This is a genomic window from Rhodopirellula baltica SH 1, assembly GCF_000196115.1.
GTDB lineage: Bacteria > Planctomycetota > Planctomycetia > Pirellulales > Pirellulaceae > Rhodopirellula > Rhodopirellula baltica.
In genome coordinates, this window is record NC_005027.1 from 6007370 (window position 1) to 6028976 (window position 21607).

The 21607-nt window shown below is 53.9% G+C and carries 17 protein-coding genes; 9 read left to right on the forward strand and 8 right to left on the reverse strand.

The genetic code is table 11. The features are described 5' to 3' along the window. The first annotated feature begins 14 nt into the window (after nt 1-14). Both RB_RS22945 and RB_RS22950 read left to right on the forward strand, forming a co-directional pair. Nucleotides 15-2909, forward strand: coding sequence for a multiheme c-type cytochrome (locus RB_RS22945; protein ID WP_007339535.1), 2895 nt, complete (start codon nt 15-17; stop codon nt 2907-2909). Beyond that, on the forward strand, nt 2899-4746 hold the full coding sequence (locus tag RB_RS22950; protein WP_007330113.1) for a CRTAC1 family protein: 1848 nt from the start codon (nt 2899-2901) through the stop codon (nt 4744-4746). Before RB_RS22945 ends, RB_RS22950 begins: the two co-directional genes overlap by 11 nt. 114 nt (nt 4747-4860) lie before the next feature. On the opposite strand, the gene RB_RS22955 is transcribed toward RB_RS22950, so the two are convergent. Genes RB_RS22955 through RB_RS22965 form a run of 3 tightly spaced genes read right to left on the reverse strand, consistent with a single transcriptional unit; the run spans nt 4861 to nt 9031 of the window. Then, nucleotides 4861-5997, reverse strand: a complete 1137-nt coding sequence (locus RB_RS22955; protein WP_007330115.1) for a response regulator — start codon at nt 5995-5997, stop codon at nt 4861-4863. Nucleotides 5998-6046: 49 nt separating this feature from the next. After that, the gene (locus tag RB_RS22960; protein WP_011123080.1) at nt 6047-8356 is read right to left on the reverse strand and encodes a PAS domain-containing sensor histidine kinase; all 2310 of its coding nucleotides are present in this window, start codon (nt 8354-8356) and stop codon (nt 6047-6049) included. Between the two features lie 18 nt (nt 8357-8374). After that, the gene (locus RB_RS22965; protein ID WP_231845905.1) at nt 8375-9031 is read right to left on the reverse strand and encodes a RedB; all 657 of its coding nucleotides are present in this window, start codon (nt 9029-9031) and stop codon (nt 8375-8377) included. A 356-nt stretch (nt 9032-9387) separates the two neighbouring features. Here RB_RS22965 and RB_RS22970 point away from each other — a divergent pair, with 356 nt between their 5' ends. Continuing rightward, entirely contained in the window at nt 9388-10590 is a 1203-nt protein-coding gene (locus tag RB_RS22970; protein WP_011123082.1) for a threonine/serine exporter family protein, read from the forward strand. Between the two features lie 29 nt (nt 10591-10619). Here the strand turns inward: RB_RS22970 and mntR are convergent, their stop codons facing one another. Further along, nucleotides 10620-11060 (reverse strand): manganese-binding transcriptional regulator MntR, encoded by a 441-nt coding sequence (gene mntR / locus RB_RS22975; RefSeq protein ID WP_081480915.1) that lies wholly within the window; start codon nt 11058-11060, stop codon nt 10620-10622. Between the two features lie 233 nt (nt 11061-11293). Between mntR and RB_RS22980 the strand changes: the two genes are divergently transcribed. Together RB_RS22980 and RB_RS22985 are read left to right on the forward strand one after the other, a co-directional pair. After that, nucleotides 11294-12436: a DUF1559 domain-containing protein gene (locus tag RB_RS22980; RefSeq protein ID WP_164922391.1), complete on the forward strand. Its 1143-nt coding sequence runs from the start codon at nt 11294-11296 to the stop codon at nt 12434-12436. Continuing rightward, nucleotides 12436-12786, forward strand: a complete 351-nt coding sequence (locus tag RB_RS22985) for a hypothetical protein (RefSeq protein WP_164922392.1) — start codon at nt 12436-12438, stop codon at nt 12784-12786. The genes RB_RS22980 and RB_RS22985 overlap by 1 nt, the downstream gene beginning before the upstream one ends. Before the next feature lie 26 nt (nt 12787-12812). Here RB_RS22985 and RB_RS22990 read toward each other — a convergent pair whose 3' ends face one another. Continuing rightward, nucleotides 12813-13673 (reverse strand): endonuclease/exonuclease/phosphatase family protein, encoded by an 861-nt coding sequence (locus RB_RS22990; protein WP_011123085.1) that lies wholly within the window; start codon nt 13671-13673, stop codon nt 12813-12815. A 382-nt stretch (nt 13674-14055) separates the two neighbouring features. Between RB_RS22990 and RB_RS22995 the strand changes: the two genes are divergently transcribed. The 3 genes from RB_RS22995 (at nt 14056) to RB_RS23005 (ending at nt 16160) form a co-directional block, all read left to right on the forward strand. Next, nucleotides 14056-14733: a DUF4142 domain-containing protein gene (locus RB_RS22995; protein ID WP_011123086.1), complete on the forward strand. Its 678-nt coding sequence runs from the start codon at nt 14056-14058 to the stop codon at nt 14731-14733. A 210-nt stretch (nt 14734-14943) separates the two neighbouring features. After that, nucleotides 14944-15216: a helix-turn-helix domain-containing protein gene (locus tag RB_RS23000; protein ID WP_007333391.1), complete on the forward strand. Its 273-nt coding sequence runs from the start codon at nt 14944-14946 to the stop codon at nt 15214-15216. Between the two features lie 14 nt (nt 15217-15230). Beyond that, nucleotides 15231-16160, forward strand: a complete 930-nt coding sequence (locus RB_RS23005) for an ISAzo13 family transposase (RefSeq protein WP_011123087.1) — start codon at nt 15231-15233, stop codon at nt 16158-16160. A 276-nt stretch (nt 16161-16436) separates the two neighbouring features. Here RB_RS23005 and RB_RS23010 read toward each other — a convergent pair whose 3' ends face one another. After that, nucleotides 16437-16775 carry a tRNA-binding protein gene (locus RB_RS23010; protein WP_011123088.1) on the reverse strand — a complete coding sequence of 113 codons (339 nt, stop codon included), beginning with the start codon at nt 16773-16775 and terminating at the stop codon, nt 16437-16439. A gap of 512 nt (nt 16776-17287) precedes the next feature. Between RB_RS23010 and RB_RS23015 the strand changes: the two genes are divergently transcribed. Continuing rightward, nucleotides 17288-18937, forward strand: a complete 1650-nt coding sequence (locus RB_RS23015; RefSeq protein WP_011123091.1) for an arylsulfatase — start codon at nt 17288-17290, stop codon at nt 18935-18937. A gap of 100 nt (nt 18938-19037) precedes the next feature. On the opposite strand, the gene RB_RS23020 is transcribed toward RB_RS23015, so the two are convergent. After that, on the reverse strand, nt 19038-20195 hold the full coding sequence (locus RB_RS23020; RefSeq protein ID WP_011123092.1) for a dipeptide epimerase: 1158 nt from the start codon (nt 20193-20195) through the stop codon (nt 19038-19040). Continuing rightward, on the reverse strand, nt 20192-21406 hold the full coding sequence (locus RB_RS23025; protein ID WP_011123093.1) for a C40 family peptidase: 1215 nt from the start codon (nt 21404-21406) through the stop codon (nt 20192-20194). The genes RB_RS23020 and RB_RS23025 overlap by 4 nt, the downstream gene beginning before the upstream one ends. Nucleotides 21407-21607: the final 201 nt, after the last annotated feature.

Consider the following 21607-nt stretch of genomic DNA (forward strand, 5'->3'; position numbering starts at 1 on the left):
ACTGGAATCGTTTCATGTCATCCGTTGCACAACCCGGTGCGGCCGTGCCGAAGCCGCGAAAAAAGTATGTTCGCGCGGTCGGACCGCGGCTGAAGAAATTGCTTTACGCCATTTTCGTTCTTTTCGCTTTGTTGCTGGCAAATTCTGGCTATCTGGCCACCTTCACTTTTCTGGAGTGGTTTCGTGACCAGACATACCAGGACTACTTCTACCAGTACATGTTCCTCGCCCATTTGGTGATGGGACTGTTGTTGATTTTGCCGGTCGTCATCTTTGGTTTCATTCATATGTGGAACACCAAAGATCGTCGCAACCGGCGAGCGGTCCGAATTGGTTACGCCCTTTTCGCGGTCAGTTTGGGCATTCTCACGACGGGGATTTTGTTGGTTCGGATCGGAGGCTTTGACTTGAAGCAACCGTTGGCACGCAACACGGTTTACTGGCTGCATGTTGCGTTTCCACTGGCTTCGATTTGGCTGTATTGGCTGCACCGTTTGGCCGGTCCACGGATCAAGTGGCGGATTGGCATGAGCTTTGGCGGAGTCGCGATCGCGTCCATTGCTGCCATGGTGATCTTGCAAATGCAGGACCCTCGCCAGTGGAACGCGATTGGTCCCGATTCAGGAACGCAGTACTTCGAACCGTCGCTGGCTCGAACATCAAGCGGCAACTTCATTCCATCCGACGCTTTGATGAACGATGAATACTGTTTGAAGTGTCACGCTGACATCCACAAGGATTGGCAGGACAGCGTGCACCGATTCAGTTCTTTCAACAACGCACCGTACTTTGCCAGTGTCAGCGAAACGAGGGCGAAGTCGCTCGAGCGGGATGGGTCGGTTCAAGCTTCACGCTGGTGCGCGGGGTGCCACGACCCCGTGCCATTTTTCTCCGGCGCGTTTGATGATCCAAACTTCGACATGCTGGATCACCCGACCGCGAATGCGGGGATCACTTGCACGGTCTGTCACGCAATCACCAACGTCAACAGCGTTCGGGGAAATGCGGACTACACGATTGAAGAACCGTTGCACTACCCATTTGCCAATAGCGAAAACGCAGCGTTGCAATGGGTCAACAATCAACTGGTCAAAGCAAAACCGTCATTTCACAAGAAGACTTTTTTAAAGCCGTTTCATAAAACGGCGGAGTTTTGTTCGACCTGTCACAAAGTGCACCTGCCCGCCGCGTTGACCGGGTACAAGGAATTCTTGCGAGGACAGAACCACTACGACCCGTATCTGTTCAGCGGTGTGTCCGGACACGGGGCGAGAAGTTTCTATTACCCGCCCAAGGCCGTCGACAACTGCAGCAAGTGTCATATGCCGCTGGTGGCGTCGAATGACTTTGGTGCGAAGATGTTCGATGACGCGGAAGAACTCAGTGTTCACGATCACATGTTCCCGTCAGCGAACACTGGGATCGCATGGCTTCGTGATCGCGACGATGTGATTGCGGCTCATCAAGAGTATCTGAAGGATGTGATGCGAGTTGATCTGTTTGGCGTTCGCGAAGGTGGCGAAATCGATGGTAATTTGATCGCGCCGTTGCGTCCCGAAGTGCCGGCATTGAAACGCGGCGAGAAGTATCTGATAGAGACCGTGATTCGCACAATGAAGATGGGGCACCTGTTTTCGCAGGGGACCGTCGATAGCAATGAGATTTGGTTGGAAGTCAAAGTCACCAGTGGCGATCGATTGATCGGGCACAGCGGATTGATCGACAAAGGCAAGCACAATGAAGTCGATCCATGGTCGCACTTCATCAACGTGTTCATGCTGGACAAGGATGGCAATCGAATCAATCGAAGAAATGCGGAAGATATCTTCACGCCTCTGTATAACCACCAGATTCCACCTGGGGCCGGACAGACGGTCCACTACGAACTGAACGTGCCCGATGATGTGTCGGAACCGATTCACGTCGAGCTGAAGTTGCAGTATCGGAAATTCGATACCGAGTACATGGACTTCGTTGCCAAGCAAAATGAAAAGCACGGCAATCTGATCCGAGGTCATGTGCCGGGGACGGATTACACCAACGATTTGCCAATCACCACGATGGCGGTCGATACGATTGTGTTCCCGGTGGAGGGACTGAATCATTCGGTCGAAAATCCACCTCGAGACATTCCCGCATGGCAACGGTGGAACGACTACGGGATTGGGTTACTGCTGAAAGGCAAAGCGGAAATGCGCCAGGCAGAAAACGCTTTCCGCGAAGTCGAAAAACTTGACCGCTACGATGGACCGATGAACTTGGCTCGAGTCTTGAACACGGAAGGTCGTTTAGATGAAGCGGTGGAGGCTCTTCAGCGTGCGGACGAGTTCCGGGACGTCGAGGGTTTCCCACGATGGACATGGGCTTGGTTGTCAGGCGTTATCAACGCCCAGCAGGGATATCTGGAAGAAGCCGAGCAGAATCTTCGTAGTGTGTTGGAAGACAGCACGGAAGACATGCAGAGTCGAGGTTTTGATTTCAGTTTGGATATTGAAGTCATCAACCAACTCGGACGCACGCTGTTTGATCTTGGTATCGCTCGTGAGCGGCAACTTGGAACCGAAGAAGTCCGGGAATACTTCGAAGAAGCGGTGATGCAATATCAGAAGACATTGATGATCGATCCGGAGAACGTTTCCGCTCACCACAATTTGCAGCTGCTCTACGATCGACTTGAAGAGCCTGAATTGGCAGATAAGCATCGCAAGTTGCACGAAATTTACAAACCCGATGACAACGCTCAAGGACGTGCGGTTCGATTGGCACGAGAGAAGTATCCCGCGGCGGATCATGCCGCGGAGGACGTCGTGAAGTACTCGTTGCATCGCGAATTACCAACCCAAAGCTCGGCGAACGAGACCGCACAGGTCTCTGCTGGCAACTTGCAGGAGAATTCCAATGACCAGTGATCCGCAATCAAACGAAGTGGACGAAAGCGAACTGCGAGACGAAGCCGATATCGGCCGCGCGATGCGAGGGTCGTTGATCGTGTTGGTGGTTCTGGCTTTGATCGGTGGCGTTGCAGCCTATGTCTTGACGCGTCCCAAAGCGGCACCGCCCGTTCGCGAATCCAAGTTGGCCGCGGTCGCGGTGCGTGAGCGGCCCATGGTGCAGGTTCCAACCACCCCGTTTACGGACATCACCGAAGAAGCGGGGATCTCTTTTGTTCACAACAACGGTGCGACAGGAGACAAGTTGCTGCCGGAAACGATGGGTGGTGGAAGTGCCTTTCTTGATTTCGACAACGACGGGGATCAGGACCTGTTGTTGATCAATTCGATGGATTGGTCTTGGGACGAACCAAGTGATCGAGGGAACACATCGGCTCTGTATCGAAACGAAGGTGGCAAGTTCGTCGATGTGACCAAGGGTTCGGGTTTGGACGTTGAGTTGTACGGAATGGGAGTCGCGGTCGGCGATTATGACCAAGACGGTTTGGTGGACGTCTTTATCTCCGCGGTTGGGACAAATCGATTGTTTCGCAATGTCGGTGAAGGCAAATTCGAGGACACTACTGAAACGGCCGGCGTTGGTGGCGAAGAAGATCGATGGAGTACGAGTTCCGGTTGGTTTGACTACGACAACGATGGTGATTTGGACCTGTTTGTTTGCAACTACGTTGGATGGAGTCGCGAGTACGATCAGTCCCAGGGGTTTCAGCTTGTCGGCGGCGGACGAGCGTACGGTCGTCCTCAGAATTTTGAAGGAACGTTCCCGTATCTGTACCGCAACGATGGTGATGGCGAATTCACAGACGTGTCGGAGGAAGCCGGCATTCAGATTCGCAATGTGTCCACCAATGTTCCGCAGTCGAAATCGCTTGGGTTGGCTTTGTGCGACTTTGATCGCAATGGGTTCATGGATGTTGTGGTAGCCAACGACACGGTGCAAAACTGTTTGCTGCGGAATGGCGGCGACGGGAAATTCACGGAGATGGGAGCGATTTGCGGGATCGCATTTGACTCCTCCGGCAACGCCCGCGGGGCCATGGGCATCGATGTGACATCGTTTCGTGAACAATCCAGCGTGGCGGTTGCAATCGGAAACTTTTCCAACGAGATGACCGCGTTGTACGTGACAAAGGCTGGGCGAATGCAGTTTTATGACGAAGCGATTTCGACGGGGCTCGGTCCAAGCACGCGTCTGTTACTGACATTTGGATTGGCTTATGTCGACTACGATTTAGATGGTCGCTTGGACTTGTTCTGTGCAAACGGGCACTTAGAAGAGGATATCAATCGGGTGCAGCCAAGTCAGCACTATGAGCAACCGCCTCAGATGTTTTGGAATGCGGGCCCCGAGTTCGAAACCGAGTTTCTGCCGGTTGGCAAGGAGCAGTTAGGTGAGGATTTCGTGGAACCGATGGTTGGACGCGGTGCATCCTACGCGGACGTCGATTTGGACGGTGATTTGGATCTGCTGATCACATCCGCCGGACGTGCGCCACGATTGTTACGCAACGATCAAGAAACGGGGCACCACTGGTTGCGATTGAAATTGGTGGGCGATGGTGAGAAGTGCAATCGAGACGCCATTGGGGCGTGGGTGAGCGTCACTGTTGGTGACGAAGTGATTGCAAAACAAGTGATGCCGACCCGAAGCTATTTGACACAGGTGGAGTTGCCATTGACGTTCGGCTTGGGCGAGCACGACTCAATCGACAATGTTTCGGTGCAGTGGCCTGATGGAGAGGTTGTCGAAATCGGGCCAGTCGAGATCGATCAATCCCATGAGATCACTCGCTGAGTGGACTCACCAAACGTCGGCAAACAAGAGTTTTCGGATCAATGGTTCAACATTGCATACACCAGGCGAAACGGGAGAACCCATTGGAGAGGAACTTGATCAGACGCTCGTGGTTTAGGCCGTGACGAGTTGGTCTGATTTCTTGGCCGGGATCTCGACGGCAACCGATTCTAGTCCCACGAGGTTTCGCAGACGCGTGACCATAGGTGGCGAAAGCTTTCGCCCCGAAGCGATCAGGAGAAGTCCGTTTGCCATTCGAACATCTTCTGCGACGGTCATTCCCGTCAGGAGTTCGGACGTCGCGATGCTTTCGATCGTGGATTGTGGTTGCGCGTCGTTGGTTTGACGAACATGTTCGGTCAATTGATTGTCCAAGTCCGGGAACCGATCTTCGATTTCCGAGAAAGCGACGTCGCCCGCTTCACCGCGTCGTTGCAAAAGGCTTTGGTAGTAGCTCAGCAAAATCACCTGTGCGATCTTGTCATCGTCGTTGGTGCACTTCGCGTTGGTGACTTCTGTGGTTCCCATTCGGTCCAGCAATTCAGCGACCGGTTCGAGCCTTGGGATCTGCTTGATCAGTTGGCTTGAGATGCTGAACACTTCTTTGACGATACTGCGATGTTCATCAGAAGTGATGGCGGCTTTAGCAAGGGTTTCTCGTTGATCCAAATTCAGCAACGGGATTCCGGCGACCATCAATCGAGCGGTCAGCGGAATTCGCCAGTCGGATGCGATTTTGGATTCGACCAGCAACGCTTCGGTCGATTTGAGAATGTCGTCGGTGTTTACCAATGGGTCGTCGACGTATTCAATGATCTCGACCAAAACACTGATCGCACCGGCGAAGGTTTTCTTCAGCAATTCTTCTTTGCTGGTTACCAAATCATATTGCTTGATGCCCGCATTGATGGCGGCTTTGATGTCGCTCATCTGGCAAGGTTTGTTTAGGAACCGAAAGACTTGTCCTTCGTTGACCGCCTCCATCGCGGTGGTCAAGTCTTGATTTCCGGTCAGCATCAAATACACGCTGTTCGGCGAGATCAGCCGTGCTTTTTGGATGACCTCGGTACCTTCCATGCCTGGCATCCGCATGTCGACCATGATGACGGAGAACGGATCGGATTTCTTGATACACGCCAAAGCTTCCGGTCCCGATTCGCAGGTCGTAACCTCGAAGTCAAAGGACAGGTTTCGTTTCAGCGTGTTCAGCAGGCTGTAGTCGTCGTCGACCAGCAAAATGCGTTCGTTCATGTGACGCCCCAAGTTAACAGTTCAATTCGTCGGTAATTTGCAAAAGGTTTCAGTTCAAAATCGGAACACGACACGTGTCCGATTTGTTCACGTCAGATTCATCAGCCACCGACTGATGGGAGTCCATTGGCAGAATCACTATGAAACTGCTTCCGACGTTTGGTTCAGACTCCACACGGACGGTTCCATTGTGTTTGGAAGACACGATGTTGTAGGTCAGCGAGAGTCCCATCCCAGTGCCCTTGCCCACGTCTTTGGTTGTGAAGAATTGGTTGAAGACTTTGGAACGGACGTCTTCTGACATGCCGGTTCCGTTGTCCTTCACACGAATTTCGACGGTCTCACCATTTTCAACAGTCGAGATCGTGATTTTGCCTTCGAGTTCGGGTTCGTTCTCTTTTCGTTCCGCGATCGCATCGGCCGCGTTGACGATCAGGTTGATGAACACCTGGCTGAGTTCCGCTCCGTAGGCCGGGATCTGTGGTAGATCCGGCGACAGGTCGAGTTCCAATTCGGAAACATACTTGTATCGGTTTCGACTGATAATCGACGCTTGGTGGATCAGCATGTTCAGGTCGGTTTCGTTCATTTCTTGTCGCCCCGGATGCGACATCGCTTTCATGGCGCGGACGATTTCGATCACCCGCATCACGGCTTGCGAAGCCTCTTCGACTGCACCGGGGGTCTGTTCTCGCAGCACGTTGTACTTGTGCTTTTGAGCCAACGCGTCGAGTTGCGCACCAGCGGTATCTGCACTGAAGGACGGGCTGTTGAGCAGTTCGAACAATCCGTCGGTGAACTGGAAGATCCGTTCGTAGCTCATCGTCAAATATTCGACGTTGCCGCTGACGCACTGCATCGGAGTGTTGATCTCATGCGCGATTCCAGCGGCGAGTTGGCCCATCGATTCAAGCTTTTGAGCTTGAGCCAATTGGCGTTCCATCGCTTGAGAATCGCTCAGGTCCGTGCAGAACGCGACAAACACGGGACGGGCTTCGAATGTCGATCGGTGGATGTCAACGTGGACGGGGAAGGTCGTTCCATCCTTTCGAACGTGAACGGTGTCAAACGCACAGCGTCCACGAGGCGAAGACATCGCGACACTGATCCGCTGACGCAGATCCTGATTCGAGCAGTCTTGGATGAAGTCTTGAGGTGAAACGTTCGAGAGGTTGTCTGGATCCAAACCGAGGCTTCGGACAAATCCGGTATTCGCTTCCACCAAGTGATACGTCTCTGAGTCAAAAATGTAGAGTTCGTTGGGAGACTCTTGGATCAAATTGGCCAAGGACTTTGCACGAGACTCAGCATTTTTCAATGTGGTAATGTCGAGGAAACTACCCAGCGTTCCGAAACAGTTGCCCTCGTGGTCATGAAGCGAGGTCGCACCCGTCAGCACGATCCGGCAATCACCGGAAAATTCGTGAAGTGTTTCTTCGATGTTGACCAGTTCCACGTTCTCGTCGGGAGAATCACAGAAACTGGAAAGTCGATTCGTGGTTTGATCGTTCGGTGGAATGATGTCATTCATCCGTTTGCCGATGATGTCTTCGGGAGTTTTAAGCCCAAAGAATTCGCTGAACATCTCGTTGCAGCCCATGAAGTTTCCGTCGTTGTCTCTCCAGAAAACCGCGGCCGGAATACGTTGCAAAACCGTGTCGAGAATCCGACGCTGTTGTTCAATTTCGGAGGTGCGGTTTCGAACTCGTTGTTCCAAAAGGTCGCGTTGCTGCGTGAGCGAAGATTGGAGCTTTGCCAGCTCCCACAGTGAACGACGATTCTGCCGTACACCCAAAATCAGGAAGACGGTTTCAAAGATGACCCAGGCGGCGTGTTCCAATGCACGAAGTGGTTCCGGCGAAAGGACGCCAAAAACCGACTCGGGCCAAAACAGACTGCGGATCAAATGATCGAGAGAAACGACTGAAACCGCAGGCAGAAAGACCCAAGGGTCTTTGTAGAAGGCTAGGAATGCGAGTGAACCAAAGATATGAAAGTGCGACTCAATGCGGCCGCCCATCAGGTGAATCAGCAACGCTGAAAATTGCATTTGAGCCAATGCCATGATCATCCGAGTCATCCGTTGACCAGGAAAGTAGATCGCTAAGAACACGGGGAAGATGGTAAGCATGCCGCCGCCGATGAGCGAACTCCACACATGGATGTGGACCAGGTTTTGCGAACCAATCCAGGTGTAAGGCGAAATCCAAATCGCGCAGGCAACCGCGAATATCCATTGCAGAGCGAGAACCACGGCCAATGCGCGGTCCGCATTGATTTGGCGTGATTGCAGGTGCTCCGCAAAGAGATCGTCTGCGCTCTGTAGCTGCGAGCTCGTTTCGATTTCGTTTTCTGACATGACAATCCGTCTCGGGAACTACAACCGACAGCCGAATACCGGCGTGGTTGAGAGAGGCGGGGTTTGGCCTTGAATCAACATGGATATGGAACGCACCCCGAGGTTGTCACCTTCGTGGTTGCGGGAAACGGTGATGCCGCCATGGAAGCGAGTCTTTCCATGGGGATCAAAGACGACGACGGCACCGGAGGTCTGCATTCCCATTTCGAACGCGACTTCGCCGGCCTCGTCAGGCTGGATGATGGACCGTGGGAACTGTGACAAACGCGAATTGATCTTTCCGTCGATCCAGTTCGGCTCGGTTTCAGCGGGATGGTAGACCAGGAAACGACATGTCACGTCGTCATCAACTTTGGTCAGCAATCGGTTCAATTCGTTGAGAGATGCCACCGTGCAGGGACATTTCGGATGAACAGCCATGACCACTTCCCAGTCGGTGGTGGCGGAGGTCTGCAGTTCGCCCGAGGCAGGTCCCAAAGGTGACTCAGTCGGCGGCGAGCTTGATGGACCCGGCGTTGTGCCGTAGGCAATCAACGCGAAGAACAAACCCGCCAGAATGCAGGCCCATAGGACCGCAATCCGATAAAGGAACGGCGGTATCTTTCGAGTCTTCGGATGGACCTCTAGTAGGTCCGCGATCTGGTCAGAACCAGGATCGGTTGTTCGATGTAACATGTCACGTGCCCCGCGATCAATGTTGGAATAGTAGTGTTGCAACCTCGATACCTCGAGGCTGTGAAACGCTACAACGAAATTGGGTTCCCAAGCTAAAATATGCGGATTCGGGGAAGAGAAACGGGTGGCCGCTAGCAGGGGTGCGATGACCTTGACGGTTGAAATGGATGTGAGGCCAATTCGGAATTGAAGGAGAGAGCTGAACCGATGGGCATGTGCGAACCTGTTCAGACCGCCGGTGCCCTGTTTTAATGCGGGCCTTGAATCCACCGCATTCCCGTCCGAGGTGGAGCCGTTTCTTCGTCTTTCCTTGAAAGCCCGCTGCATTGACTCAGGTTTCTTCCGTCGAACTCATCATGGAACTCGCCAGAAGCCTGCATGCGTGCGGTTCACCGGCGTATGAGTTAGACCTGGAAATGGAACAGGTCTCCGCGTCGCTCGGGCATGAGGCGAGTTTCTTTTCAACGCCCACGGCACTGTTTGTCACCTTTGGCGGTGACGAAACGCGGCTGCTGAGGGTGTATCCCAGCGACACCAATTTGGGACGCTACGCGGCTTTGTTTGAATTGCAGCGTGCCATCCAAGAAGAACAGATGGACGTTTCTGAAGCTTGGCAACGGCTTACTGAAATCAATGAGATGAAGGATGGCTACGGTCCGGCAATTCATATCGCATCGCACGGCGGCGTCGCCGCTTGCATCAGTGTTCTGGTGGGCGGTGGCGGAATGGTGGTTCTATCGGCAGGCGTGATTGGATTGATCGTTGGTACGTTTGTCGTTTGGCTGACGCACCTTCGACATCAGGTTCATCTGATCAATGTGGTCGCAGGATTCATTGCCAGTTCGATCGCTTGCGGGATTCAGGCGTTCGTTGGACCGGGCAACTTTGAACTCACATCTCTAGCCGCATTGATTCTGCTGGTACCGGGATTGCATTTGACGATTAGCATCAACGAATTGGCGACTCAGAATTTGGCGTCCGGTTCGGCTCGCTTCGCTGGAGCGATGACCACATTGCTAACAATTGTTTTTGGTGTGTCGATGGGATACGGCTTGGTCAACGCGATTCGCCCCATTCCCGCATCGATGCCGTTGGACTCGCCGGATTTGTTGGCGTCCGCGTTGGTGCTGTTGCCGATTGGTTTGTGCGTCGCCGTGACGTTTCGAACCCGTTACCGAGACATCCCTTGGTTGTTGATGTCGACGTTGGTGGGTTACGGGGCATTGCGTTTAGCAGGCACCACGTTTGGTTCCTTCGCTTCCGTTGGAATCGCTTCTTTTGTGGCGGGAGTGACCAGCCACTTCGCATCCAACCGTCTAGGAATACCAACCGCGGTGATGTTGCTTCCCGCGTTGCTGCTTTTGGTCCCCGGAAGTCTTGGGTTCTCTGGCTTCTCTCAGATCATGGTCCAAGAAGACCTGCCCACAGGCATTCGATTGACGGCAACGATGATGCTGACGGCCGTTTCGATTGTCGCGGGGTTGTTGTTGACGGATGTCGTGGTGTCACGTTCAGACAAGCAATCGTTTGAACCCGAACTGAAGAGTCCCAAGTTGTGAGGCGTTTGCGATAACGCGAATTGGCCGTGTCAATCGGATGCCGGAATACCGTCTTTCATGACTCGCTTCATCGCCCGCAGTGTTTCGTCGCTGACGTGGTGTTCGATCCCTTCACTGTCCACCGTCGCGGTCGTCTCGCTGACACCGATTCGCAGCAAGAACGTTCTCACGACCTCATGGCGATTGCGTGCCTTGGTTGCCATCCGTTTGCCCTGAGCCGTCAAGGTAATCGGTTGATAAGGCTCGGTCACCACTAATCCGTCACGTTGCAGGCGACTGATTGTGTTACTGACCGTCGCGTGGGTCACGTCAAAGTGTCGGACCAAGTCGACGGCTCGGCAAATCCCATTTTCCGAAATGGCTTCGGCGATGGCCTCGACATAATCTTCGGCCACTTCGCTGGCATGGTCGGATCGAGTGCGATGATGCGATTGGGAAGGCAAATTGCGGCCCTTTAAAACCGTGCGAATTCGACAAGAAGGCGACCGAACATTCTAGCACCGGATTCGCGAGCAGAAACCCTCTTGCCTCGCCAACGCGAAAAACGTAGCCTCTGCTAAATAAGTTAGCAGGTGCTAACAATGGGCCGGGTTGAGGGACTCATTGTTTCTCGCGGAGTCGTCATAGATGACTTCTTCAAAACGGTCTGTATTTTTTGTCTCTAAACTTAGCACGGGCTAAGTTGATTTATTGGAGAGCCCTGATGAGTCTGGATGTGTCGCGGGTGTCATCGGTCGGTGATGTTCCATTTTTGATGTCGGGTAGAGATCGTCGATTCCGAACGGGAATGGGTTTCACTTTGGTGGAGTTGCTGGTCGTGATCGCCATTATTGGTGTTCTGGTGGGTTTGTTGTTGCCTGCGGTCCAAGCTGCTCGGGAGGCCGCTCGCAGAATGTCCTGCAGCAACAATCTCCGTCAGGTTGGCTTGGCTGCCCAAAACTATCACTCGGCTTACCGACGATTTCCGGCTGGCTACGTGTCGTTTCCTACCAGCACCGGAGTTGCGCCCGCATCGGTCGCAATGGACCCGGTCACTTGGGATGCAGGTCCTGGCTGGGGATGGGGAGCGGGGTTGCTGCCATTCTTAGAAGCCACCGCCTTGAATGATCAATTGCGAATGAACGAGCCCATTTGGTCCATGTCCAACGAAGCGGCAATTGCAGCCAGGGTGCCGACGTATTTGTGTCCGAGTGCCGCCGGTGGAGATGCGGCATTTGATGTGAAGGATGAGGCTGACAATTTGTTGCAGCTCAACGGCCAGGGCATCCGATTGGGACGCAGTCACTACGTCGCCAGCCACGGGCAAGAAAGCTGTTGGGGAGAGTGCGGGTCCGCGGCAACAGGAATTGTCTTTACGAACATCTACACGTCAGAGACGAAGATCGTCCCAATCGATGGAGACGCAGGCCGGGTCGCTGACGGTCCTTTCTTTCGAAATTCAAAAACTCGCTTCCGCGATGTGTTGGACGGGACCAGCAACACGATCTTCTTTGGGGAGCACACGTCTTCACTGAGTGACAAAACGTGGGTGGGTGTCGTTCCAGGGGCGTTCACGCATCCGCGATTCACTTCACCTGAAAACGGACCCGACGCGGCGGCGACGCTGACGTTGGTTCATGCCGGGCCTTCCGGCGGTGAATTGGACATCACCGGTTTTCCAATCATTCACCCGGTGAACTTTCCGACTTACCACGTCGGGCAAATGGTGTCCGATCATCCCGGCGGAGGCATGGTCGCGTTTGGCGATGGATCGGTTCGCTTTGTCACTGAATTTGTGGATCTGTTTCTGTGGGCGGAGATGTCCAGCATGAACGAAAGCGAAGTCATCGATTGGGAGAAACTCTGATGGCAAATTCGAAAGCGATTCCCGGTGACAAGCGAAACGAATGGATCAAGTGGGCGTGCCTGGCGATCGCGGTCGTCGGTTTGGCGTTCTACTTTTTTCCGCGCAGCAAAGTTGTGCTGGACGACCAGGGATACGACGCTTCAGTGGCGCTGTACCGGATTTGCAATCAGAAAGACATGGAGTCATTGCAAAAGATTGCGGAACAAGTCGCCCAGTGGCAAACCGAAGGAAAGATCTCCGAGCAGTCTTACGCTTCGGTCCAGCAGGTCATCGGGTTGGCCAACGAAGGCGACTGGTCCCAAGCCGCCCGTGAGTGCCGGCGAATGATGGAAGATCAGGTCCAACGATGACGACGCGGTAAACGTCACATGGCGAATCAGTTCGCTCGCAATTGCAGAACAGCCATCACGGGCCGGTGATCCGAAGCCAATGGCTCATCGATCACGTCCACCGTTTTGACGGTCCACTGGGTCTCTGGAGACGCAAACAGGAAATCGATTTCGCGGTCCGGCTTTTCAGCCGAAAAAGTGAATGAATCGTCGGCTGGCTTGTCTGCTTCGACAAACCCGTCCTGAAACAGTTGAACCGTGCGTGATTCGGGCGTGTCGTTAAAGTCGCCGAGCAAAATCGCGGGGTTGGAAAGCGATCGAATGAACTCGCGAACCTTGGTCGCTTGTTCGAATCGGACCGTGTCATCGCGAATGTAGTCGAAGTGCACGTTGACCAGCGTCAACTTGTTTCCATCGGGCAGAGTGACGTGAGCTACCAAGGCGACGCGAGGTTCTCGGCCGCGAGCCAGTTCGACCGACTCGGTTTTTTCGATGGGGTATCGCGAAAGGATGGCCATTCCGTATCGGCCTCCGTCGTAATCCATGAACGGGGCAAAGGCGGCATGCATGTCGAGGTGTTCGCCTAGCCATTGGGCTTGGTCGACCTTGCCGCTTCGGTTGCAACGCTCATCCACTTCTTGCAAGCCGACAAAGTCAGGTTTGAGTTTCGAGATCACGTCCGCTGTTCTTGGCAGGTCCGTTTTTCCATCGTTTCCGTAACCACGTTTGATGTTGTAGGAGAGCACGCGATGGGAGGAGTTTGTTTCTTCCGCCGATGATTCTCCGGGCATCGCAATCAATGTCGCGATCGCGATCAGCAAGCCAACCAGGGGGCGAACTGCTGTCAAGAAAGAGCTTTGTTTGCAAGCAAAGGTTGAGTTGGCGAAGCGGTGAAGCGGGAAAGTCATGGTGCGGGTCTTGTTGTGCGAAATAGAAGTGCGGGACAGCAGACGGACCAACGTAAATATATGCGATGAGTGGATCCTTGCACGAGCTTGCCAAGACGAGATGGCGTCTTTGCAAGATGGTCGGCAAACGTTCGAGCAACCTGGTTCGGGATGACCGGTTTTCGTCCGATGACGTTGTCGTTTGAAAGGCGAGGCTTGGTTTGCAGAGTTGTCATGTCGCTGATTCGAAGTGAATTGATTGACTCGATGAATGAAGAACGAATTTTGGGTGAAAGGTTGGAAGAGAGCCCAAGCACTGGAACACAAGATGCAGCCATTCGAGTTCGCCTGAGCCCACCTTCTCGTTCAGGGTTCCCTCTCAGAAACTCGTAAGGAGATCCAAATGTTGAAATTGCGATTCACTGTTGCTGCCGCTGCACTCACCGTCTTGACCGGTCTGCCCGTCGCCAACGCCCAGCAAGGAACCAATGGTGGTTCGATTCTCGATGGACAACTTCAAACCCAACAGGATCAAACCGACTCGGGACGCTATGAGGCACGACGAACGTCGACCGATAGTCGTCAACAGCAGCCAACGGTCACGCAAGCGATCGTGCAAAAGCTGCAAAAGGCCAATGAGAATGAGATCGAGTTAGCAAAGATGGCGATGCAGAAAACCGACCACGACGAACTGAAGCAGTTGACTCAAACGATCGTCCGCGACCACGAAGCACTCAACCAAAAGTTGCGGCAATTCAGCAATCAGAATCAGGCCGGTTCACAAGGCCAGCGGGTGCCCGCCCAACTTTGTCAGATCGCGGAACAAGCCTGTGACAACGCGATGAAGATGACCAAGGACATGCTGACCAAGTACGAAGGTCAGGATTTCCAAATGGCTTTTCTGGGCCAGCAATGTGTGGCTCACACGATGATGTTGGCGGAACTGAAGGCGATTGAAAGCACCGGGCCGCAGGAATTGCAGCCGATTGCTCAAGAGGCCATTTCGAAAGTCGAGAAGCATCTTGAGAAAGCCAAGCAATTGGCGAAGAAACTGGAGGACGACGAAAAGCAACGGTCCTAGTTGTTTTGCCGCCAAACCTGTTTTGGAACGATGCATTCGCACTAAGCACGTGAGTCATTGGGCTTGATCACGTAGCGGCGTCTCTCGGGACGTTCGATTTACAACTTGCGGAACTGCTTTGCTAGCATTGCATTCGGCTGAAATCGCCTGCTCGTTACAATGGGGTTATCGAATGGACTGAAAGGATCTTTGACTTTGAAGGAGTGTGTCATGACACTTGCAATGGAACACCACTTCGACCAAGCGGTCGAATCCCAGATGCGAAACTTTTTTCGGACTCTCGGCGAGAAGGATCGTCGACGCTACGCAGCGATCGAAGCCAGGAAGCTTCCTTTCGGAGGCATCCGCTACATCGCCAAAGTACTTGGCTGCTGTGAGAACACGATCGCAAGTGGCATCAAAGAGCTGGAGAGCCTTGCTGATGGTGATCCCCTGGAAGGACGCCAGCGAGTCGAAGGAGGTGGCCGCCCAAAAAAGAACTGAGCTGTCCGTCACTCATGAATGAGTTGCGGGCAGTGATCCAAGACAATACTGCCGGTAGTCCCACCGTGCCTGGCTTGAAGTGGACGCATCTGTCGGTCGCTGAGATTGTCAGAGAATTGTTCCAGCGAGGAATCAAGGTTGCAAACGAAGTGGTTTCTCGTTTGCTCGGCGAGATGGGGTTCAAGACTCGCCAGCAGGTGAAATCAAAAACCAAGGCGCCAAGTCGCGACCGTGACGAGCAGTTTGAAAAGATCGAGAAGTCCATCGAGGACTACAAAAACACGGGAGATCCTGTGTTTAGCATTGATAGCAAACGAAAGGAATCGCTGGGTGAAGTCCACCGTAGCGGCGACGTGATTGCCAATCAGGCAGCGGAAGTTCTCGACCATGATCTACCAGCTTACCGTGATGGCGAAGTCACACCGCATGGGATCTACGACGTGCAAGAAAACACGGGGCACGTGACAGTGACCACAGGTAGCGACACCGGTGAATTTGCGGTGGCATCGTTTCAACGGTACTGGGAAGAAGTTGGTTCGGTCCAGCACGCCTCGGCCAAGCGAATTCTCCTCTTGTGTGATTGTGGTGGCAGCAACAGCTACCGTTCAAACACGCTCAAGTACCATCTTCAGGAACTGTCCAATGAACTCGGGTTGCCGATTCAAGTGGCCCACTATCCGGTTCATTGCTCGAAATACAATCCGATTGAACGGCGAGAGTTTAGCCACGTCGAACGAGCGTTTTCAGGCCGAATTTTTTCAACAGCCTCGGACGTAGCAGAGGCTGCTGAATCAACATCCACCCAGACCGGGTTGAACATCACCACAGCAGAACTCCCCGAATTCCAGCCTGTTCGCAAGAGCGGGAAAAGAGTGCCGAAACCACCGAACGTGGAATACGACAAAGATCTCCCCGACTACAACTACACGTTCAACCCACAGTAGTTGAATACGCAAGTTGTAAATCGAACGTCCCCCGAGACGCTGTCATTTGCGAGTCTCAGAGAGACTCGCCTAAGTGAGGTTCTACCCGATCATTCCTGCCGACCTGCTTAGCGCCGGGACATGGTCGCGGCGCTGGTTTGGGTTCTGAGCAGGTACGCAGGAATGTTTGGGGTGATTCCCGTGAGCCGTTTGGGCGCTGGGTCCAATCGAGTGCGAGAACCGTGGCTAACGCCAAACGGCTCACATGCCCGATGACACCTGCGAAGGGGTGAACGCTCAGCCGAGTTTGGCACCGTTGGGCATTGCTTTGTCCGGAACCGCGAGAATGACTGATCCATCTTCACGGTACAGTCCTGTGAGCAAAAACTCAGACGTGATCGGTCCAATCTGCTTGGGCGGGAAATTGACCACGCCGAGGATCTGGCGTCCGAGCAATTCTTCTTTGGTGTAGTGCACCGTGATCTGGGCGCTGGTTCGTTTGGTCCCCAGCTCCTCGCCAAAATCGACAGTGATTTTGTACGCGGGCTTGCGGGCCTCTGGAAAGTCCTCGACCAGCGTGATTGTGCCCACGCGCACGTCAACGTTTTCGAATTCTTGCCAAGTGATGAGCGACATGATGTTTTCGTTTGAGTAGGGATATCGGAAGACGTGATTTTGACATGCCCACGTGACTGCTCCGGTCGTAGTGCGCTGTTGTAGCAAGGTGCACTGAAGTCGAGAAAGCCACGTCAGTGCTCGACAACAACGCCATTTGTGGCCGGCACCATCCGACGATCCCAACCTGTAGCTCGGTGGTCCCCCACCGAGCCGAGCGCTAAAAGACCCGTCCCTTTATGTGCGCGACGGCGACTCTCTGAGATCGCTGCCGGGATGAAAACTGGCGCAACAACCGCAAGCATCGAGCAGTCCAGGCGTACGCCCTGCTGGAAAGGCTCTCCGCTCTGATTCGGTGATCATCGAGCGTTGGCAAAATAAGTTATCTGAATGACGTGGTATCTCAAGGTTCCCTGATTCCCACCCGCTAGGATTGTGCCTGTTGAGGCGGGTGGTTTGACGGGCATTTTGCCACTTAATCGCGAGCCTCTCTTTCCCGCCGCGTCCAACTTCGCAACGTCTCCAGGCTAAACATGAACCGTGTCATCTGCACTTCGACATCATCCTTTCAGACGGTTTGCCAAAGACATTTCCGGGCGGCGTTGTGGATCACTTTTGCGATCGTGACACTGGCGTCGTCTGGATGGTCCGCTGCGGAAGATCGTCCGAACATCCTGGTGATCATGGTGGACGACATGGGCTTTTCGGACATCGGACCGTACGGCAGTGAAATCCCAACGCCGCACTTGGATGCGTTGGCCGCAAACGGTGCCAAGTTCTCTCAGTTCTACAACACCGGTCGTTGTTGCCCAACGCGAGCCGCTTTGCTCACCGGGCTCTACTCTCATCAAACTGGGATTGGTTGGATGACAACGGACCAAAAGGTGGAAGGGTATCGAGGCCGACTCAATGATCAGTGTGTCACGATTGGCGAAGTTCTTGGGCAAGCCGGCTACTTCACTGCGATGACGGGAAAATGGCATGTGGGTTTCAAGCAGGGAGTCACGCCTTGGGGGCGAGGATTTGATCGAAGTTTGAATTTGCCGGCTGGTGGTTTGCACTTTTTCAATCAGACGGGATCCAAGGGAGGCACCAAACTGTTCCTCAATGGTCACGAGGTTGCCAAGGATGATCCGCAATTCGATCCACCGTGGTACGGATCCGACCTGTGGACCGAGCAAGGGATCGAGTTCATCGACGAAGCGATCGCGGAAGACAAGCCGTTTTTCTGGTACCTCGCCCATGTTGCACCCCATTTTCCGTGCATGGCGCCGGAAGCAACGATCGCGAAATATCGCGGCAAGTACATGGACGGCTGGGACAAGTTGCGAGAGGAACGGTACGCACGCCAGATCCAATCCGGGTTGATTGACGCAAGTTGGAGCTTGGAACCTCGGCCCGAGCAAATCCCCGCGTGGGAATCGTTGTCGCAAGAAGAGAAAGAACGCTACGACGACATGATGGCGATCTATGCGGCGATGATCGAAGAGATCGACAAGAACATTGGAAAGTTGGTGTCTGCTTTGGACAGTCGCGGCAAACTCGACAACACGTTGATCCTATTTTTGTCTGACAACGGCGGCAACGCGGAGGCTGGTGTGAGTGGCCGATACGAAGGCGACTCACCGGGGGATCCGCATTCTGACGTGTTCATCGGCCGTTGTTGGGCTCACTTGAACAACACCCCTTTTCGCAAGTACAAGCATTACAACCACGAAGGCGGCATCGCGACGCCGTTGATCGCGCATTGGCCGGACAAGATTCAGCCATCAACCGACCAGAAGGCTTGGATCAAAACGCCCACCCATGTCATTGACTTGATGGCGACGTGTGTTGATTTGGCGAAGGCGGAGTACCCCACTCAGTTCAAGGGCAACGAGATTCACCCGCTCGAAGGGCAAAGTCTTCAGCCATTGCTGACAGGTCAAGGCGAATTCGCAGAGCGTGCTTTGTACTGGGAACACGAAGGCAATGCCGCAGTCCGTGTCGGCAACCGCAAGTTGGTTCGCCAAGGCGCGCGAGGAGAATGGGAGTTGTTCGATCTGGGTGCCGATCGAACCGAGCAAGTCAACCTCGCCGCCGATAACCCTGACGAAGTTTCCAACCTGCAAAAGCAATGGCGACAATGGGCAAAAAGCCACCAAGTGCTCCCCAAGCCGACTAAACAGAAAAAGAAGAAGTAGTCAGGCATGCACGACCTGTAGACGTCGTAGCCACCGTCGCCAGTTGGTTTTTGTATTCTGGTGGATGGGCTGCGTTAGTGCTTGTTATGTCGGGAGAACGCTACGCCGTTCTCTTTCGGATGCCGATTCCGGGGAGGTTGTTGAGGGTCAACTTGCCATCGATCACCTTCACTCCTTCGTAGAGGTCGTTGCTGATCAGCAGGTTGCCGTCGAGATCGGCCCAGTCGACGAGCGGTGATAGCTGGGCGGCGGCGGAGACGGCGCACGAGGTTTCGGTCATGCATCCGATCATCACCTTCATGTCCAACGCCCGAGCCACGGTGATCATCTTTTGGGCCTCCCGCAACCCGGTGCTCTTCATCAGTTTGATGTTGATCCCGGAGTACACGCCTTGGAAGTCGGCCACGTCACCGAGGCGTTGAAATGCTTCGTCGGCGATGATTGGAAGAGGGCTTTTGGATGTCAACCAAGCCAAATCTTCGACCGCTGTTTTGGGAAGTGGTTGCTCCACAAATTCGACACCCTGCTCGGCCAACCAGTGCGTCATGTCCAGTGCTTGCTGCTTGTCAGTCCAGCCTTGGTTCACATCGACATAGATCGGCACGTCGGTCACCGACCGAACCGTCTCGATCATTTCGCGATCGTTGCCTCCGCCCAGTTTGACTTTCAAGACTTTGAAGCGAGCCGCCTCTTCTGTCTTCATCTTCACCACCTCGGGTGTGTCGATGCCGATCGTGAAGGAGGTGACAGGTGTGTTCGCGGGATTGATGCCCCACAGTCGGTGAAGTGGTTGGTTGACCAGTTTCCCCATCAGGTCGTGCAGCGCGATGTCGACGCAAGCTTTGGCGGCACGGTTGCCTTCTTCGATCGAGTCGACGTAGGCGAGGATCTCATCGAGCAGAAACGGATCGTCAAACGATTCCAGTTTGACCTTGCTGAGAAACTGCATCACGGATTGCTGTGACTCACCCAAGTACGGCGGCAGGGAGGCTTCGCCATAACCCGTGAGTCCTTCGTACTGAATCTCTGTCAGAACGACTGGCGTGGTGTCACGTGAGTTTCCGGCGACGGTGAAGGTGTGTTTGAGCTGCAGCTCGTAGGGCCGGAAGCTCAGCTTCATTTTCCCGTTTCGAATCAAGTCGGTCGTTGAGTGAGGTGCCGTGGAGGCATCTTGTGCTGCACCCATGGTTGTTGGCAGTGCGGTCGCCAAGGCACCGGCTCCCAAGCCTTTGAGAAGGACTCTTCTTCCTCGATTCATTCCGTGCTCCTGATGATTTCGTTGTAAAAGTCGTTCTCGGGGATGGGCAGGAAGCCATTGGGATCTTCGCCGATGATTCGGACCGCTCTGACGAAGATGGCAGGATAGCTGTCAATGAAGTTGGGGTGGCTGCTGTTCATGCTGTTGATGCTCACCCGTTCGCGGTAGCCCGCTGAATGAATGAATTCAGCGTTTCCGATGTACATCGCAACATGCGTGACACGCTCTTTCGTTTTGGAGGTTGCTTTCTTTCCAAAGAACAAAAGGTCGCCCGGTTCCAAAGCGTCCGAAACAAATTCCGTGGTCACTTCCCTGCCGATTTGGGCCTGCATGTTGGAATCTCTGGGAAGTTGGATTCCGTTCATGAAGTACACGTTGCAGATCAGCCCGCTGCAATCGATGTTCTTGGACGACATGCCTCCCCACAGGTATGGGATGCCATGGAATCTTCGGGCTGTTTCAACAAGGTTGTTTTGCAGAGCCTGTTGGAAGAAAACAGCATCGGCCGGGCTGAGTTGGCGGCTATCGACCCAGCCGATTCGTCCATCAGGGTATTGAATCTGAGTGAAGCCGGACTGCTCGGAGACTTTGCAGACGATGTTTCCAATCACCAGATCCGTCATCGGCATCGATGTCGCGTCGGGAGCACTGTAAGCCAGCCCAGATTGGGCGGTGAAGATGACTTTTTCTGCGTCGCGATACGATCGGAGTTGCTCCTGATCGATGCGATGGACTTCGGCTGAGTTGACCCAACCGATGTATCCGTCAGGAACTTGGATCAGACACTTTCCACGCTCAGTTTTGAGAATTCGGATGGGAGTTCCGAGAAGAGCTTGCGTGACCAGTTCGGTTTTGCTGCTAGGTTCTCGGCGCAAATGGATCACGGAATTGTTGACCAACGCATTGACCAGCGTTCCAGTTCCGTCTTCGGGAAGGAGGACCAATTGGTTGTCCACCTCTGGGTACTGACGCTCGAGAGCTTGTGTCACAGCGGCGTATGTTTTTTCACTGGACAAACTTCCATGAACACGCCAGCCAGCATCCGCTTTTTCGACATGAACATCCCACCACTGAATTCGCTGGTCAGGTGCATGGGTCTGGCGAAGGGACTCCACCAGTTCATTCAAATCGGACTCATTCAGGCCGGGCTGCGTGGGTGTCGGCGGAGCGGCAAACGCGAAGGCAAACAAGAGCGGTAGAATCAGGATCATCCAGGTGTTTCCGCGAGCTGAGTGGCACGACTATTCACGTCTTGTTGATTTGCAAATCCGATGCGTGAACGGAAAGGCAGAGGCGACGGTCCGATTATAGGCGAAAGGAATTGGTATCGACGAACACCAAGGGGGGACATTGTTTGCTCATCGCGGCTCAATGGCTTGGCTGCGGCCCAGTGTCGCGTGGAGCGTTTTTTG